General features: G+C 65.0%; 19 protein-coding genes. 9 read left to right on the top strand and 10 right to left on the bottom strand.

What is annotated here, in order from left to right; all coding sequences use genetic code 11:
• Positions 1-4: 4 nt before the first annotated feature.
• The 7 genes from BRSPCE3_RS08160 to BRSPCE3_RS08130 form a co-directional block, all read right to left on the bottom strand.
• Positions 5-217 (bottom strand): hypothetical protein, encoded by a 213-nt coding sequence (locus BRSPCE3_RS08160; protein WP_244065281.1) that lies wholly within the window; start codon positions 215-217, stop codon positions 5-7.
• Positions 217-828, bottom strand: a complete 612-nt coding sequence (gene nuoE, locus BRSPCE3_RS08155) for an NADH-quinone oxidoreductase subunit NuoE (protein WP_244065280.1) — start codon at positions 826-828, stop codon at positions 217-219. The genes BRSPCE3_RS08160 and nuoE overlap by 1 nt, the downstream gene beginning before the upstream one ends.
• Before the next feature lie 41 nt (positions 829-869).
• Positions 870-2,066, bottom strand: a complete 1,197-nt coding sequence (locus BRSPCE3_RS08150) for an NADH-quinone oxidoreductase subunit D (RefSeq protein ID WP_244065279.1) — start codon at positions 2,064-2,066, stop codon at positions 870-872.
• Positions 2,063-2,680: an NADH-quinone oxidoreductase subunit C gene (locus tag BRSPCE3_RS08145; protein ID WP_244065278.1), complete on the bottom strand. Its 618-nt coding sequence runs from the start codon at positions 2,678-2,680 to the stop codon at positions 2,063-2,065. Before BRSPCE3_RS08145 ends, BRSPCE3_RS08150 begins: the two co-directional genes overlap by 4 nt.
• A 10-nt stretch (positions 2,681-2,690) precedes the next feature.
• A complete protein-coding gene (locus tag BRSPCE3_RS08140) occupies positions 2,691-3,281 on the bottom strand; it encodes an NADH-quinone oxidoreductase subunit B family protein (protein WP_375709872.1) in 591 nt (196 codons plus the stop codon).
• Positions 3,272-3,637 carry an NADH-quinone oxidoreductase subunit A gene (locus BRSPCE3_RS08135; RefSeq protein ID WP_018271860.1) on the bottom strand — a complete coding sequence of 122 codons (366 nt, stop codon included), beginning with the start codon at positions 3,635-3,637 and terminating at the stop codon, positions 3,272-3,274. The genes BRSPCE3_RS08140 and BRSPCE3_RS08135 overlap by 10 nt, the downstream gene beginning before the upstream one ends.
• Positions 3,638-3,851: 214 nt before the next feature.
• Positions 3,852-4,367, bottom strand: coding sequence for a MarR family winged helix-turn-helix transcriptional regulator (locus BRSPCE3_RS08130; RefSeq protein WP_244065277.1), 516 nt, complete (start codon positions 4,365-4,367; stop codon positions 3,852-3,854).
• A gap of 131 nt (positions 4,368-4,498) precedes the next feature.
• Here BRSPCE3_RS08130 and BRSPCE3_RS08125 point away from each other — a divergent pair, with 131 nt between their 5' ends.
• Positions 4,499-5,689, top strand: coding sequence for an aromatic ring-hydroxylating dioxygenase subunit alpha (locus tag BRSPCE3_RS08125; RefSeq protein WP_244065276.1), 1,191 nt, complete (start codon positions 4,499-4,501; stop codon positions 5,687-5,689).
• Positions 5,690-5,733: 44 nt separating this feature from the next.
• On the top strand, positions 5,734-7,026 hold the full coding sequence (locus BRSPCE3_RS08120; protein WP_244065275.1) for an MFS transporter: 1,293 nt from the start codon (positions 5,734-5,736) through the stop codon (positions 7,024-7,026).
• Here the strand turns inward: BRSPCE3_RS08120 and BRSPCE3_RS08115 are convergent.
• Together BRSPCE3_RS08115 and BRSPCE3_RS08110 are read right to left on the bottom strand one after the other, a co-directional pair.
• Complete coding sequence (locus tag BRSPCE3_RS08115; protein WP_244065274.1) at positions 7,023-7,841, bottom strand: alpha/beta fold hydrolase; 819 nt, start codon at positions 7,839-7,841, stop codon at positions 7,023-7,025. The genes BRSPCE3_RS08120 and BRSPCE3_RS08115 overlap by 4 nt on opposite strands.
• Positions 7,842-7,960: 119 nt before the next feature.
• On the bottom strand, positions 7,961-8,968 hold the full coding sequence (locus BRSPCE3_RS08110; RefSeq protein WP_375709891.1) for a TRAP transporter substrate-binding protein: 1,008 nt from the start codon (positions 8,966-8,968) through the stop codon (positions 7,961-7,963).
• Between the two features lie 205 nt (positions 8,969-9,173).
• On the opposite strand from BRSPCE3_RS08110, the gene BRSPCE3_RS08105 reads away from it, so the two are divergent.
• The 7 genes from BRSPCE3_RS08105 (at position 9,174) to BRSPCE3_RS08075 (ending at position 14,929) form a co-directional block, all read left to right on the top strand.
• Positions 9,174-9,377: a hypothetical protein gene (locus tag BRSPCE3_RS08105; RefSeq protein ID WP_212013533.1), complete on the top strand. Its 204-nt coding sequence runs from the start codon at positions 9,174-9,176 to the stop codon at positions 9,375-9,377.
• A gap of 335 nt (positions 9,378-9,712) precedes the next feature.
• Positions 9,713-10,702, top strand: a complete 990-nt coding sequence (locus tag BRSPCE3_RS08100) for a UbiA family prenyltransferase (protein ID WP_244065273.1) — start codon at positions 9,713-9,715, stop codon at positions 10,700-10,702.
• Positions 10,703-10,704: 2 nt separating this feature from the next.
• The gene (locus tag BRSPCE3_RS08095) at positions 10,705-12,330 is read left to right on the top strand and encodes a hypothetical protein (protein ID WP_244065272.1); all 1,626 of its coding nucleotides are present in this window, start codon (positions 10,705-10,707) and stop codon (positions 12,328-12,330) included.
• Positions 12,323-12,967 (top strand): haloacid dehalogenase-like hydrolase, encoded by a 645-nt coding sequence (locus BRSPCE3_RS08090; RefSeq protein ID WP_244065271.1) that lies wholly within the window; start codon positions 12,323-12,325, stop codon positions 12,965-12,967. Before BRSPCE3_RS08095 ends, BRSPCE3_RS08090 begins: the two co-directional genes overlap by 8 nt.
• A gap of 98 nt (positions 12,968-13,065) precedes the next feature.
• Positions 13,066-13,266, top strand: a complete 201-nt coding sequence (locus BRSPCE3_RS08085; protein WP_244065270.1) for a hypothetical protein — start codon at positions 13,066-13,068, stop codon at positions 13,264-13,266.
• A 38-nt stretch (positions 13,267-13,304) separates the two neighbouring features.
• Positions 13,305-13,472 carry a hypothetical protein gene (locus tag BRSPCE3_RS08080; protein WP_244065269.1) on the top strand — a complete coding sequence of 56 codons (168 nt, stop codon included), beginning with the start codon at positions 13,305-13,307 and terminating at the stop codon, positions 13,470-13,472.
• 155 nt (positions 13,473-13,627) lie between these two features.
• Entirely contained in the window at positions 13,628-14,929 is a 1,302-nt protein-coding gene (locus BRSPCE3_RS08075; protein WP_244065268.1) for a hypothetical protein, read from the top strand.
• An 83-nt stretch (positions 14,930-15,012) separates the two neighbouring features.
• Here BRSPCE3_RS08075 and BRSPCE3_RS08070 read toward each other — a convergent pair whose 3' ends face one another.
• On the bottom strand, positions 15,013-15,891 hold the full coding sequence (locus tag BRSPCE3_RS08070; protein ID WP_244065267.1) for a class I SAM-dependent methyltransferase: 879 nt from the start codon (positions 15,889-15,891) through the stop codon (positions 15,013-15,015).
• Positions 15,892-16,055: the final 164 nt, after the last annotated feature.

The following is a 16,055-nucleotide window of genomic DNA, read 5'->3' as shown; positions in this document are numbered from 1 at the left end:
AACATCACCGATTGGCTTGGGAGTAAGCGAGCCCGGCAGCGCAGCCGCCGAACACGATGGCCCACAACAGGCTGGATTCCAGTGTCGCGCTCAGGCCGTAACGCTGCAGCAGGAACATGAAGCCGGCCGCGACGGCGGTGTGCAGCGCGATCGTGCGCCAGGCCTTCATCGCTGCGCCCCTTCCCGTTCCGTTTGCCTGCACCTGAACGCCGCCCATCAGGTGGTTTCCTTCAGCGTCGTCGGGCCGCCCACGGGCGCCGAGAACTGACGGTCGATCTGCGGGCCCGGCTTCGGCGGATTGCCGGCGGCAAAGCCGTCGAGCACCTTGCCGAAGCTTTCCTTGGTCAGGTCCTCGTAGGTGTCCTTCCAGATCAGGACCATCGGCGCATTCACGCAGGCCCCCAGGCACTCGACCTCTTCCCAGGAGAAGTTGCCGTCCTTCGACAGCTGGAAGGGATCGTGATGGATGCGATGCTGGCAGACCTCGATCAGGTCGGCGGCGCCGCGCAGCCGGCACGGCGTGGTGCCGCAGACCTGCACATGCGCCTTCTTGCCGACCGGCGAGAGCTGGAACATGGTGTAGAAGGTCGCGATCTCGAGCATGCGGATATGCGGCATCTCGAGCAGGTCGGCGACGGCGCGGATCGCCGCTTCCGAGACCCAGCCGTCATGCTGCTCCTGCACGCGCCACAGGATCGCGATCGCCGCCGAAGCCTGGCGGCCCGGCGGATATTTCTCGATCTGCTTCTTGGCCCACGCCAGATTCTCGTCCGTGAACGTGAAGCTCGCGGGCTGCAATTCCTTCGGGGCAAGGCGGCGGACGGACATCGATCAAACTCTCATTGCGCGCGGTTCGGATGCGGACATCGTCACCGGTCGACCTCGCCGAACACGATGTCCAGCGAGCCAAGGATGGCGGAAACGTCGGCCAGCAAATGGCCCTTGCAGATGTGATCCATCGCCTGCAGGTGGGCGAAGCCCGGCGCGCGGATCTTGCACTTGTAGGGCTTGTTGGTGCCGTCGGCGACGAGATAGACGCCGAACTCGCCCTTCGGCGCCTCGACCGCGGCGTAGACTTCGCCGGCCGGCACGTGCACGCCTTCGGTGTAGAGCTTGAAGTGGTGGATCAGCGCTTCCATCGAGCGCTTCATCTCGCCACGGCGCGGCGGCGCGATCTTGTTGTCCTCGACCACGACCGGGCCCTGCCCGTCGGCCGCCTTCAGCTTCTGCACGCACTGCTTCATGATGCGCACCGACTGGCGCATCTCTTCCATGCGGATCAGATAGCGGTCGTAGCAGTCGCCGTTCTTGCCGATCGGAATGTCGAAATCCATCTCGGCGTAGCATTCATAGGGCTGCGACTTGCGCAGGTCCCAGGCCGCGCCCGAGCCACGCACCATCACGCCGGAGAAGCCCCACTCCCAGGCTTCCTTCAGCGGCACCACGCCGATATCGACGTTGCGCTGCTTGAAGATGCGGTTGCCGGTCAAGAGCCGATCGAGGTCGTCGACCACCTTGAGGAACGGATCGCACCACGCATCGATGTCGTCGATCAGCTTCGGCGGCAGGTCCTGGTGCACGCCGCCGACGCGGAAGAACGCCGCGTGCATGCGCGAGCCCGAGGCGCGCTCGTAGAACACCATCAGCTTTTCGCGCTCTTCAAAACCCCACAGCGGCGGGGTCAGCGCGCCGACGTCCATCGCCTGCGTGGTGACGTTGAGCAGATGCGACAGGATGCGGCCGATCTCGCAATACAGCACCCGGATCAGCTGGCCGCGGCGCGGCACGGTGATGCCGAGCAGCTTCTCCGCCGCGAGGCAGAACGCATGCTCCTGGTTCATCGGCGCGACGTAATCGAGCCGGTCGAAATACGGAATCGCCTGCAGATAGGTCTTGTGCTCGATCAGCTTCTCGGTGCCGCGGTGAAGCAGGCCGATATGCGGATCGACGCGCTCGACGACTTCGCCGTCGAGCTCCAGCACGAGGCGCAGCACGCCATGCGCCGCCGGATGCTGCGGACCGAAATTGATGGTGAAGTTACGAAGATTTTGCGGTTGCTCGTTCATGGCTTCGGCTCCGCCTTGGCCTTCTCGTCACCGGGCAGCGGATAGTCCGCGCCTTCCCAGGGCGAAAGGAAATCGAACTTGCGGAATTCCTGGTTGAGCCGGACCGGCTCGTACAGCACCCGCTTCTCCTGGTCGTCGTAGCGAACCTCGACGAAGCCGGTGAGCGGAAAGTCCTTGCGCAGCGGATGGCCGTCGAAGCCGTAATCCGTCAGCAGGCGGCGCATGTCCGGGTGGCCGGTGAAGATCACGCCGTAGAGATCGTAGGTCTCGCGCTCGAACCAGTCGGCGCCCGGGAAGACGCCGATGATCGACGGCACCTGCGTGGTCTCGTCGGCCTGCCCGCGCAAACGAATGCGCGTGTTCAGCGTCGGCGACAGCAGGTGATAGACGACGTCGAAGCGCTTCTCGCGGGAGGGATGGTCGACCGCGGTCACGTCGGTGAAGTTGACGAAGCGGCACCCGGCATCGTCACGCAGAAAAGTGACGACGTCCACGATTCTGCCAATCTCGACGTCGATAGTGAGTTGATTGAACGCGACCGAGTGCGCCGTGGCGGCGCCCGGAAGCGCGCTCACGATCGTCTGCCCAAGGGCGTCGAGCTTGCCGTCGTCCATGCCTGAAACCTTAGCGTTCGATGGTGCCGATGCGGCGGATCTTCTTCTGCAGCAGCAGCACGCCGTAAAGCAGTGCCTCCGCCGTGGGCGGGCAGCCCGGCACGTAGATGTCGATCGGCACGATGCGGTCGCAGCCACGCACCACCGAGTAGGAGTAGTGGTAGTACCCGCCACCATTGGCGCAGGAGCCCATCGAGATGACGTAGCGCGGCTCCGGCATCTGGTCGTAGACCTTGCGCAGCGCGGGCGCCATCTTGTTGGTCAGCGTGCCCGCGACGATCATCACGTCGGACTGCCGCGGCGAGGCACGTGGTGCAAAGCCGAAGCGCTCGACGTCGTAGCGCGGCATCGAGACCTGCATCATCTCGACCGCGCAACAGGCGAGACCGAAGGTCATCCACATCAGCGAGCCGGTGCGCGCCCAGGTGATGAGGTCGTCGGCGGCCGCGACGAAGAAGCCCTTGTCGGACAGCTCGTGGTTGACCTCGAGGAAAAACGGATCACTCGCGCCGACCGGCTTGCCGGTCGACGGATCGAGAATACCCCTCGGAGCCTGCGCAATCGCCGGCTGCGAGGATGCGGCGGTGGGGCTCAATCCCATTCGAGCGCGCCTTTCTTCCATTCATACGCGAACCCGACCGTCAGCACGGCCAGGAACACCATCATCGACCAGAAGCCGGTGGCACCGAGCTTTCCGAACGCCACCGCCCAGGGGAACAGGAACGCCACTTCGAGATCGAAGATGATGAAGAGGATCGCCACCAGATAGAACCGGACGTCGAACTTCATGCGGGCGTCGTCAAAAGCGTTGAATCCGCATTCATAGGCGGACAGCTTTTCCGGGTCGGGTGATTGGAACGCGACCAGGAACGGCGCGATCAGGAGCGCGAGACCGATCAGGCTCGCAACTCCGATAAAGACCACAAGTGGGAGGTAATTCTGCAGGATGCCGGTCATCGGCGAGGCCTTCTTGCTGCGGTTTCGGACGTGCCGCAGATTCGTTGATTGGAATTGTTCTTGAGGCTTTAGCGCAGCGCAACAGGGGGCGCAAGACAAGCTATTTTGACGCTTTTACCGTCCTTCCCGCGGGCTCTTGGCCGCGTCGGGCGGGTGCGCTTGCCTCTTCGGGCAACGCCGCGGCGGCCATCCGGTGCCCTGCGCTCTCCCCATATCAGCCCAGCTCCCGCTCGGCAGCCAGCATCTCGGCGGCCGTTGCGGTCAACCGGTCGATGTGTCCGAGCAGCACTGCAAGTTCCTGTGGATCAAGCTGTTCCAGCAGGCGGCGGTTGCGCTCCTGCGCGCCGGCCACGATGGCGTCGTGGGCGGCGAGGCCCGCTTTGGTGAGGGAGATCAACGTCTCCCGGTTGTCACGCGGGTTGGCGGCCTTGGCCACCAGCTTGCGCGCCACCAGCTCGGCGAGCGCCCGGCTGATCTGGCCCTTGTCCATGCCGACGGCTTCGGCAAGCCGCACCACGCTCATCGGCGGCCGCCGGCCGAGCGAGACGACCAGGCCGAACTCGACCGAGGACAGTCCGGTCAGCCGCTTGTAACGCAGCATCGCGCCGCGCCTGAGCAGATTGGCCAGCACCATCAGCCGCGACGACATCATCGCGGTCACCGGCGCGAGCTCGGCGTCAGTGATCGCCTCCGGCGGCAAGGCCTTCTCAGTCCTGAGCTTCTCGGTCATCGCCAACCTCTGCCAACAAAGCCGGTCGCTGCCAAGCTAGACGAGATCGTTGACATTGTCATCGATATATCGTTGACTTCATCAACGATGAAGCAACCGCGGCGTCAGACCGGCGGCGGGAGGAGACGTAGATGACGATCACCCAGCGGGACCGCGACCTCGGCACGGCCTATGCGATGAAGCCCTCGACCACGCGGACCGAGCTCACCTCGGTGGTCCGCGGCACACCGATGGGCGAGCTGCTGCGCCGCTACTGGCATCCGGTCGGGCTCGTCGGCGACGCCACCGATATCCCCAGAAAAGTCCGCGCGCTTGGCGAAGACCTCATCCTCTTCCGCGACCGTCATGGCCGGGTGGGCCTGCTGCACGCGCGCTGCTGCCATCGCGGCACCACGCTCTATTACGGCAAGGTCGAGGAAGACGGCATCCGCTGCTGCTATCACGGCTGGAAGTTCGACGCCGAAGGCCACTGCCTCGAACAGCCCTGCGAGCCGGAAGGCGGCCTGTTCAAGGACAAGGTACGCCAGCCCTGGTATCCGGTGCAGGAGCGCTACGGCCTGATCTTCGCCTATATGGGCCCGGCCGATAAGAAGCCGGTGCTACCGCGCTACGAGTGCCTGGAGACGATGGACGACGGCGAGTTCGTCGAGGCCGACGATTCCTCGATCGGCGGCGGCGGGCCGGCCGTGATCCCCTGCAACTGGCTGCAGCATTTCGAGAACGTCGCCGACCCCTATCACGTGCCGGTGCTGCACGGCTCGTTCTCAGGGCCGCAATTCACCAACATGATGGCTTCGATGCCCGAGGTGAAGTTCGAGATGTCGCCGCGCGGTGTCGCGGTGCGCTCGATCCGCATGCAGGACGACGGCCGTGTGTTCTATCGCGTCACCGAGGCCGCCCTCCCCACGCTCCGCGTCGTGCCCAATCCGCGGGTCGCGCAATTCGCCCGCGTCGAATCGATCGGCTGGACCTTGCCGATCGACGACAGCTCGTTCCGCATCTATGTCGCCGGCCGGGTGAAGAACGCAGGCGACATCGGCCGCATGCGCTCGAAGTTCAACGGCAAGTTCTGGTGGGACATGACCGAGCGGGAGCACCAGCAATTCCCCGGCGACTACGAGGCGCAGGTCGGCCAGGGGCCGGTGACCGTCCATTCGGAAGAGCATTTCGGCCAGAGCGACCGCGGCATCCTGATGATCCGCCGGATGCTCTCCGACCAGCTCGAGGCGCTCGCCGCCGGCCGTGACCCGATCGGGGTGTCGTTCGACGCCGATGCCAGGCCGGTCGAGTTCGAAGCGGGGAATTACATCCGCGAGGCCTGAGGCCCGCGGTCAAGCAAACAAGAAAAACAAGCGGGGAGGAAGTCATGGTCGATATCGCACCGCAGGCGGCCGCGTCAACGCAGACCGCGGCCGCGCCCGCGGCGCGCCGCTACTACGTCCTTGCGCTGCTGACGATCATCTACGCCCTCAACTTCCTCGACCGCACGATCTTCAACGTCCTGATCGAGCCGATCAAGAAGGAGTTCGCGCTCAGCGACACCACGATGGGCCTGCTCGCCGGGTTCGGCTTCGTGTTGTTCTACTCACTGCTCGGCATTCCCATTGCGCGGATGGCTGATCGTCTCAACCGCCGCAACATCGTCGCGGCAGCCTTCGCGTTCTGGAGCGCGATGACCTATCTGTGCGGCCTCGCCTCCAGCGTCACGACGCTGGCGCTGGCACGGGTCGGCGTCGGCATCGGGGAATCCGCCGGCACCCCGGCCTCGCAATCGATGATCGCCGACCTCTTCGACAAGAACGAACGGCCGCGCGCGCTCGGCATCTACGCCATCGGCACCTATCTCGGCGTCTTCCTCGGCTATTTCATCGGCGGCACCATCAACCAGCACTATGGCTGGCGGATGGCGTTCTTTACCGCCGGCCTGCCCGGCATCGCGCTCGCCGCCATCCTGTGGCTGACGATCTCCGAGCCGAAGCGCGGCGCGATGGCCGAGACCTTCAAGGCCGAACCGATCGGACCGACATTGGGTTTCCTGTTGTCGCAGCCGAGCTTCGTCATCGTGCTGATCGGCTTTTGTCTGACGACCTACACCAACTACGCCACCGCGGTGTGGATCCCGCCGTTCCTGGCGCGCATCCATCATCTCAGCAGCGCCGAGATCGGCAGCTATGCCGGCACCTTCAAGGGTCTCGCCGGCATGGCGGGCACGCTGATCGGCGGCCTCGTGGTGGCGCGGATCGGCCGCCGCGACGACCGCTGGAAGCTGTGGGCACCGGCGATCATGTCCGGCCTCGCCGGCCCGGTGTTCGCGCTGTGCATGCTGACGCCAAGCTTCACGCTGATGGTCGCAACCCTGGCGCTGACCTCGTTCATGGTCGGCTTCCATCTCGGCCCGATCTTCGCGATCGCCCAGACGGTCGCAAAGCCCAGCATGCGCGCGCTGGCATCCGCGATCGTGCTGCTCACCGCGACCTGTTTCGGCCAGGGCGTCGGCCCGCTCGCCGTCGGCCTGATCAACGACGCGCTGAAGGCCAGCTATGGCGTCGACGCGGTTCGTTACTCGCTGTTGTCGGCAGCGGTGACGACGACGCTCGGCGCCTTGCTGTTCGTCTGGGCGGCGCGCTGGATCCGGACCGACATCGCGCGGGCAAGCTAGGCGTCGATGAAGGCCAGCAGGTCGGCCAGCAGGCGCGCGCTGTGCGTCAGCGGCAACGCGTGCGGCGCGCCTTCGTAGACGACGAGCTTGCTGCCTCTGATCAGCTTTGCGGTCTTCGCGCCGGTGAGCTCCAATGGCGCGCTGGCATCCCTGTCGCCATGCACGATCAGCGTCGGGCGATCGATACTCTTCGCCTCGGCGCGCAGATCGGCAAACGAGATGGTCTGGCGGCAGGCGAGCGCCACCGGCAGCGGCACGCTCAGCATCATCTCCCTGATCCAGGCGCGCGTGACCTCTGATGTGTCCGGCATGAAGAACGGCGCCTCGTTCTCGCCCATCCATTTCGAAAAGTCCTGCGCGATCGCGCTATTCTGCGCCTCGACCATCGCTCTCGGCACCGCGTCAGGATTGTCCTCGGTCTGCACGATGAACGGCGTGGTCGGCGCCACCAGGACCATCCGCGCGATACGAGCCGAGCCGTGCCGCGCCAGATAGTTCACCGCCTCGATCGATCCCATTGAATGTGCCACGATCGTGACGTCGCGCAGATCGTGCTGCTCGATCACGGCCGCGACGTCATCGGTCAGCGTATCGAGATCGTATCCGGTCATCGGCATGTCGGAGCGGCCATGGCCGCGCCGATCCGGCGCGACGCAGCGATAGCCTCTTGCATTTAACGCCACGATCTGGCCGCCCCAGACGCTCGAATTGAACGTCCAGGCGGCAAGCATGAGCACCGGCTTGCCCGAGCCCCAATCCTGCACGAACAGTTTTGTGCCGTCGCGGGCGGATACATAAAGCGGTTGGCTGGCCATGATGGATCTCCCTGAGCCGATCGATCGGCAACATCGCCGCCGATGCACCGACCATCGCAAAGGGAGTTCGCGCGCGCGATTACGCGAGAGGTAATCACGCGCGTGATGTCAGGCAGCGCTCAGGTCAGCTTGCCGGTGTATTTCTCCAGCGCCGCCCAGGCATCGGCGCCATACGTCTTCCGCCACTGCGTGTAGAATCCGGCCTTCACCAATGCCGCCCTGAACTGCACGGGATCCGGCTTGTTGAAGGTCATGCCTTTCCCGGTCAGCTCGGCCTGCAACGAGCGATCCATCTCGACGAGGTCGGCGCGCTCCTTCACTGCGGCCGCGTCGAACGCGGCATTGATGAGCGCGACGAGATCTGGCGGCAGGCCCGCCATCGCGCGGCGGTTGCCGAGGATCCAGTAGCCGCTCCAGCAATGGTTCGACAGCGCACAGTATTTCTGCACCTCGTAGAGCTTGCCGGTCGAGACCTGCGCCAGCGGGTTCTCCTGCCCCTCGACGATGTGGGTCTGCAGCGCCGAATAGAGCTCGCTGTAGGAGATGCTCGACGGCAAGGCGCCGAGCCCCGAGAACAGCGAGGTCAGCAATGCCGTCACCGGCACGCGGATCTTGAAGCCTTTGAGATCGTCGACGCTGTTGAGCTGCCGGCTCGACGACGAGGTGATCTGGCGGAAGCCGTTGTCCCAGACCTTGTTCAGCGGCACGACGCCTGTCCTGGCAATGGCATCGCGCACGATGTCGCCGACACCGCCGTCCATCGCCGCCCAGACCTGGTCGTAGGATTGGAATGCAAAGCCGATGCTGGGCAGGCCCGACAGCGGCACCAACGTCGACAGCGTCATGCTGGGCGCGGCCAGCAGTTCGATCCCGCCGGCCCGGACCTGCGACAGCATCTCCGGATCGCCGCCGAGCTGGCTGTTGGCGAACACCGTGATGTTGAGTCGGCCGGACGACTGCGCGCCGACCGCCTTGGCGGCCTCGGCGAGGCGGATTGTTAGCGGATGGGTTTCCGGAGTGTTGACCCCGAGCTTGAAATCGAACTCAGGGGCGGCAATGGCGCGCTTACCAAACACCGTGGCGGCGAGTGCCGCGGACCCGGTTCCCAGCACCCGGCGGCGGGTCATAATCTTTGTTTTCATTATTGTTTTTCTCCCGAGCGCGGTTCGCGCCTGGGGCCAGTTTTAGCTCGCCGCCTGTGTGACGCAAGGCACGGTGAAACCAATCCGCCCGTGGCACGAAACCATTTCACGGAACTCACGAAACGATCCGGAAACAGATGCGGCTTACCAGTAGCTGCCATGGACGGCGCATAGACGCCCGGAGGCGACCATGAACCACTCGATCCATTCAGCTGATCGCGCGACCCACCTCAAGATCGTGGTGGTTGCCCTTGTTGCAGCGATCGGGATTGCGGCTTTTGGCATTTCGGCCCGGAACAACGCGGATTTCACCCAGACTGCCCAGACCACCCAGGTCATCAAGGCCGGCAAGCCGGTGGCGATCACCTCGTCGGGCACCTCGACGGTTCGCTAGGATTTCTCAGCCTTCCGCAGACAAGACGGCCGCCTTCGGGCGGCTTTTTTGTTGCGCGCGGCCGAACTGAAACAGCTGTCCCATTCCGGCGCATGACAACGAAAAGGCCGATTGCCGCGATCGAACGGCGGCGTCGGGCATGACCGGGCCGGACACCCGCTGATGGGGCAGAACCCCCAGCAACTCCCTCCTCCGCTACCGGCGTTAACCGCATTGCACGCCTGACATTGCGACCGACGGCCATTCAACGCGACGCGGCACGATCGCTGCCCCTGGCAAACCGTCTCTCCCCGCTCGCGCCCCGATGCGGGACAGGCAGAGTTTGGAGGATTGCGATGTCCGTCACCAACCACGCCCCGCCGGCCGCCGGCATCACCGACTACATTGCGATCGCGCGGCCCGACCACTGGATCAAGCATGTGCTGATCATCCCCGGCGTCGCGTTTGCGCTGATCATGTCGCAGACCGGGCCGATCGAGCTTGCGACGCTCGCCGAGCGCCTCATCATCTGTCTGTTCGTCGCGATGGCGCTGTCGTCGGCCAACTACACCATCAACGAATGGCTCGACGCACCGTTCGATGCCATGCACCCGACCAAGCGCGCCCGCCCCGCGGTGCAGACTGTGATGTCGCCGACCATCGTGCTGGCGCAATACGTCGCTCTAACCGCCGTCGGCATCTGGGCCGCCAACCAGCTCGGTTACGCCTTCGCCGCCACCGCAACCGTATTCGCGGTGTTCGGCGTGATCTACAATGTGCGTCCGATCCGCGCCAAGGACCGCGCCTTCATCGACGTCATCGTCGAGTCCCTCAACAATCCCTTGCGCTTCCTGTTCGGCTGGTTCGCGGTGGTGCCGAGCATCGCGCCGCCGGTGTCGATCCTGCTCGCCTACTGGTTCGGCGGCGCCTTCCTGATGGCCGCCAAGCGGGTCTCCGAGCATCGCGCGATCGTCGAGGCCGGCGGCACCGCCAATCTCGCCGCCTACCGGCCTTCCTTTGCGGTCTATACCCATTCGAGCCTGGTCACGAGCTGCCTGGTCTACGCCCAGGGCTTCGCCTTCATGATGGCGATCTTCCTCTTGAAGTACCGCATCGAATATCTCGTTGTGGTGCCGATGCTGATCGCGCTGTTCGCGTCCTATATGCGGCTGGCGCTGACGCCGGATTCCGCCGCGGCACGGCCGGAGGAATTGATGCGGCAGCCGGCGATGCTGATCGCGGCCGCCGTCACCATGGCGCTGTTCGGCGTCCTGACCTTCGTCGACCTGCCCTGGCTGAACAGCCTCACGAGCTCCGACCTGATCCGTCTCGGCGGGATCCGCTGACCATGTCGATCGCAACTCCGTTCGAGACGCCGAAGGCCAACATCGGTGCCGTCGCCATGGCGCTGCTGTTCGCGGCACTGCTGGTGCTGCTGGATGGTCCGATCTGGCTGGTGAAGCTGGTGCCGACCCAGGACGGGCCGGTGCATCTGGCTCAGGCCGACCTGATCGCGCGGTTCGGCTGGGGTGGCGCACTGCAAGAGCCGGCCGCATCGTTCTACCAGTGGAATCCGCGGATCGAGCCGAACTCGGCGATCTATCTTTTGCTCGCCGCCTTGATCCGGCTGACCGGCGACGCGCTGGTCGCCAACAGCCTGTTCCTCAGCCTCTATGGCCTGCTCTGGATCGTTGCCGCCTTCGCGGTGAGCCGCGCCGAGACCGAGCGGCCGCTGCTGCCGGCGCTATTGCTGTTGCCGATCGCGTTCGGCGTCTTCATCCATTGGGGCTTCTACAATTTCGCGCTCGGCATTCCGCTGTTCCTGCTGTTCGCGAGCTTCTGGCGCGGGCTCGACGGCCGCCGCGATGCGCTGGCCTTCGTCGCGACCGCGCTGTTGCTCGCCGCGCTCTATCTCACCCATATCACCTCGGTCGTCGCGGCCTGTCTGCTGCTCGCGGCTGACGGCATCGCGCGCACCGTTACGACCTTCGAGCGGGCGGGCACCAAGGCCGCGGCGCAGCGATTGCTGCGCGATGGCGTGTGGGCCGCCGCCGCGGCGCTGCCGGTCCTGCTGCTGATCGCAAGCTTCCTGCTCGCGTACCAGAACATCGCCGGCGAGAGCGCCAGCACCGAGGGCGGCATCGCCCAGATCATCCGCCGCATCGTGGCGGCGACCTATCTGTTCACCTTCACCTGGTGGGAGGTGATCGCGCTCGCTCCGGTGCTCGGCGCGATCGTGCTGGCGGGCCTTGTCGCGCTGCGGCGCTTCGGTTCGGGCGATCTGCTGTGGCCCGTCTTTCTGGTTCTCGTGGTGGCGCTGTCGCTGCTCAACTTCAAGACCGGCTCGGCGCTGCTGTCGGAGCGCCTTGCCCCCTATAGCGGGATCGCGATCGTGCTCGCGATCGCCAGCCGCCAACCCGCGCCTGCACTGGCCCGCGCACTCTGTATCGCCGCACTGTCCGGCCTGGCCGGACAGACCGCGGTCCGCGCCATCGCCTATGCGAGCTGGGCGCCGACGCTGGAGAGCGAGCTTGCCGCCGGCCGCGACCATCCCGGCGCGAGCTTTGCCAATGCCGACCTGATCGCCCAGCGCGACAGCCATCTGTTCGCCTGGCGCATCCGCCCGACCCTGCACGCCGCGCAGACCGCAGCCCTCGCCGGCCGCGGCGTCGGCCTGTCCTCGCCACTGCCGTCGACGCGCTATTTCGGCTATTTCCCGCTGCAATATGTCGAGGCGCGCGATTTCATGCGCGCCACGCCGGATTGGCAGGATGCGCCCGACGTCGCCTCGCTCGCCAGGTTCCGCGCCGCCAATCATGGCGCGCCGCAAGTCCTGATCGTCTCGGGCGCGAACCAGGACGGTGTGGCCTTTGCCGCCAAGTTGGGCTACGGCGACTGCAGGACCACCGAGACCGGGGCGCGCGAGATCGACGTGTGCAAGGTCGCAACCCGGCTGAGCGCAGCGAATGACTGAGCCTCGCCGCTCCGGCGAAAGCACTGCAAGGCAGCAGGACACGTCCCGCAGCGGCGGGGCGCCCGACTTGCTCGGCCTGTCGACATCGCTGCCGCTGGTGCTCGACCTCGACGGCACGCTGATCAAGGGCGATCTGCTCTATCTCAGCTTGTTCTCGATCGTGCGCCGCAATCCATTGATCGTCGTGTCGTGTGCCGCCTGGCTGGCCCGCGGCCGTGCAGCGCTGAAGCGCCAGCTCGCGCTGCGCCAGCGCATCGACTGGAGCCGGGTCGAACTGCATCAGGACGTCGTCGCATTGGCCGAGCGCGAGAAGGCCGCCGGCCGCCGCGTCGTGCTGGCGACCGCGGCCGACGCGCTGCTCGCGGACCGGCTGGCATCGCGGCTGCCATGGATCGACCAGGTGCTCGCCTCCGACGGCGAGCACAATCTCAAGGGCGTCAACAAGGCCGAGCTGTTACGGAAGACCTTTCCCGGTGGCTTCATTTATGCCGGTGACAGCGCCTCCGACCTCGCAGTCTGGGCCGACGCCGCCGGTGTCATCACCGTCAACGCCCGCGAAGCGGTGCGCACCGCAGCGGCCAGGCTCGACCGGCCAACGCTGCATCTGCCGGGCCGGACGACGGTGGCGAAATCTTAACCGCGCCCTAACGCGGTCGTTCGATTGCGATCTGCTCCGCGATCCCAGTTTTAAAAATTGTTCCGCTAAGGTCGGCGTCAACAAAGGCGCAGGCCACAATGAATTTGCAGCAGCAAGTGATTTCGACCGGCTTCAAGATCATCTGCACGGATTGCGGCAGCCTGGCGATCAAGGTCGCCGATCCGGCGCACGCATCCGGCGACACCATCATCGAATGCCGCCGCTGCAACGCGGTGCGCGGCACGGTGGCGGACCTGCACTCCCTGGCGCGGCGCGGCCGCGACCTGTTCGAATTCTAGCCCCCGGCGCCGCGATGCTGTCAGATCCGAAAGCGACCATGCAAAGCGAGATTCCCCTGGATACGATCTGGTCGATCCTCGAGGCCGCCAACGAATTGGGCGACACCCACACGGTCGACGCCTGCCGCCGCGTGATCGACGCCAACCTGCGCGGCGACACGCCGGGACAGTCCGACCTGAACGCAGTCTCCGCGTTCTTTGCGTGATCAAGGCAATGTGTTGCCGTCTGTGAATTCAGTGCGGCGCCGCAGTGACAAATCGTCGGGTGGAAACATAACAACACAGACCGAGACACGGCTTAACTTGCTTCGCCCGAGGCCGGCTGGCTAGCTGCTGTCCAGCTTTCGATTCGGACGGGCCGATGAAATTGACGCGCGATGACCTCATTGTCGGGGTCGCGATCCTCGGGTTCTTCGTCCTCAGCATCGCCTCGATGATCGCCTGCGGGCAAGCGTTTCCGGCGATGCACGTCTGGCGCTCCGACATGACGGCACGGGCCGTCCTTGGCACCGTCACCATGGTCGTCTTCATCCCGGCGTTCGTCGCGGGACGCTTCAGCTTCGGCTATCTGGTCGGCTTCGCGCTGCTGTCAGCCGTGTTCGGCTTCGTCTGGCTCAGCTTCTTCAGCGCATTCGACTATCCGCACGCCATCGCGCGCTGGGCCATGATCGCCGCACTGGCGGCGGCGGTAATCCCGCTGATGTTCCAGAATGTCGCGCTTTGGCGGCCCGACCTGTCGGACGCGGCGATCGGACGCGTCGCGCTGCTGCTGCTGCTATCGTCGTTCGCCGTATTGATCGTCGACATCTCCTACGGGACCAGTTTCGGCAATCCCTATGGCGCAGCCCGCAACGCCGTCGTGAGGCCCGTGCCGTTGAACTATCTCACCGGAAACATGATCGGTGCGGTTCTGCCCTATCTGTTCGCGCATTTCGCGTCGCGCCGGCGATGGATGCCGGCGGCCGGCGTGCTGCTGTTCGCGCTCGGTTTCTATCCGGTGGTCAACAACAAGACCGTCCTGCTGCTTCCGGTCTGGCTGCCGTTCCTGTTCTGGCTGTTTGGCCGCTTCAACCCGCGGCTGGCCACGGTGCTCGCCTTTCTCATTCCGATGACCATCGGGCTTGCAGCCTTCTTCGTGCTCGCCGCCGACCAGGACTATTTCCTGTTCAGCGCCATCAACCTGCGCTTCGTCGCAATCCCGTCGCTCGCGCTCGATCAATACGCCGACTTCTTCGCGCATCGCGAGCTCACCCGGTTCTGCCAGATCACCGTTCTGCGCCACATGACTGCCTGCCCCTATGGCGAACTCGGCCCGACGCTCGGAGCGATCTATCGCGACGGCAATTTCAACGCCTCCTTCCTTGCGACCGAAGGCATCGCATCGGTCGGTCTCGCGCTCGCGCCGGTGTCGGCGCTGGTGTGCGGCCTGGTGCTGGCGGTGGGCGCGATGGTCTCACGGCACCTGTCGCCGCGGTTCATCGCGGTGTCGTCAGGCATCGCCGTACAGGCCATCATGAACGTGCCGCTCACGACCGGCCTGCTCTCGAACGGGATCGCGCTGCTGTTCCTGCTGTGGTGGCTGACGCCCGAACGACAGGCGGCAGCTTCGCAGCATCAGCAACGGTCAGCGCAGTCCGTCAACGTCGTCGGCGTCGCGGCCTGAGTTCTCACGCCCTGCCGCGGCACCACATCGCCTGACCGGTCGGCAATCACCGCAAAAGCAGCGCCGATACGTCCCCTGCGGCCTCACCTCTTTCGGAGCACGATAATGCTCTGATAGGGCGAAATCCCGTTCATGCCGACGTCGACGAGATCGAACCGGTCGGTCCAGTGCTCCTCGATGTACCGCTTGCTGATGATCGTTTCGCCATAGGTCATTTCGCCGTCGACCGGATAGCTCTGCGGATAGAAGTAGAATCCATCCCGCGCCACGGTCTCGGCGATTTTCTGCTGATCCCAACCGGGCAGTTTGGAAATCGGCTCGTAGAACGCGTAGGCCGGCGGGCGAACGGTCAGCAGAAACAGACCGCGGTTCTCCAGGGAGCCGTGCACCGCGGTCAGGCATGTGTCACTCGCAGCGGGCGACAGATGCGTCCAGATCGACAGGGCGTAAGCGACATCGAATTTCTGGTTGAACGGCAGGCGTCTCGGCAGGCTGTCCGACAACACGATATCGGCGTGCGGGTTGGAGCGCTGCGCGACCTGGATGATGCCCTTGTGCGGATCACAGCCGTGCAGATTGCGCAGCGGCACATCCTTCATGAAATACCGGAGCACGCTGCCCCAGCCGCAGCCATAGTCGAGCACCGCGCATTCATCGAATGGCTTGTCGAGATGACGGCGGAGCTTGTCGTGCAGGAGGCGATAGGTTTCGATGACGGCGGCGCCGAGCTCCATCCCGGAACGACCGCTCCAGTTTTTCTGGGTACCGGCATCCGGCGGATCGGGAATGGCGGCCTTGATCGCCTTGAAGCCATCATACTCCTTCCAGAGCAGCACATTCCACAGATAGGGATCGTCGATCCAGTTGAGTGCGTCGTAGACCGACGCTCCCCTTCGGCATGCGGCATCCGCTCTTTCCAGTTCGTCGTTGTAGTATTCGTTCAGCCACGAACTCCAGTTCATCGACACGCCTCCGTGCTATGTTCGTTTCATCAGCCCTCGCCCACGCCAGCGTCGCTCGAATTCTGCTGAGAGTGTCTCCGGTTTCTCCGGCAACTTTAAGACACGTCGAATGCGTGTGAGTTCCGGAAGGTGATGGAACCGCTGATCGCGTTCCACGCCGAACC

This window comes from Bradyrhizobium sp. Ce-3 (genome assembly GCF_022835695.1).
Lineage (GTDB): Bacteria > Pseudomonadota > Alphaproteobacteria > Rhizobiales > Xanthobacteraceae > Bradyrhizobium.
Note: the sequence above shows the minus strand (reverse complement) of the source record. Positions and strands in the feature narration are given on the sequence as shown.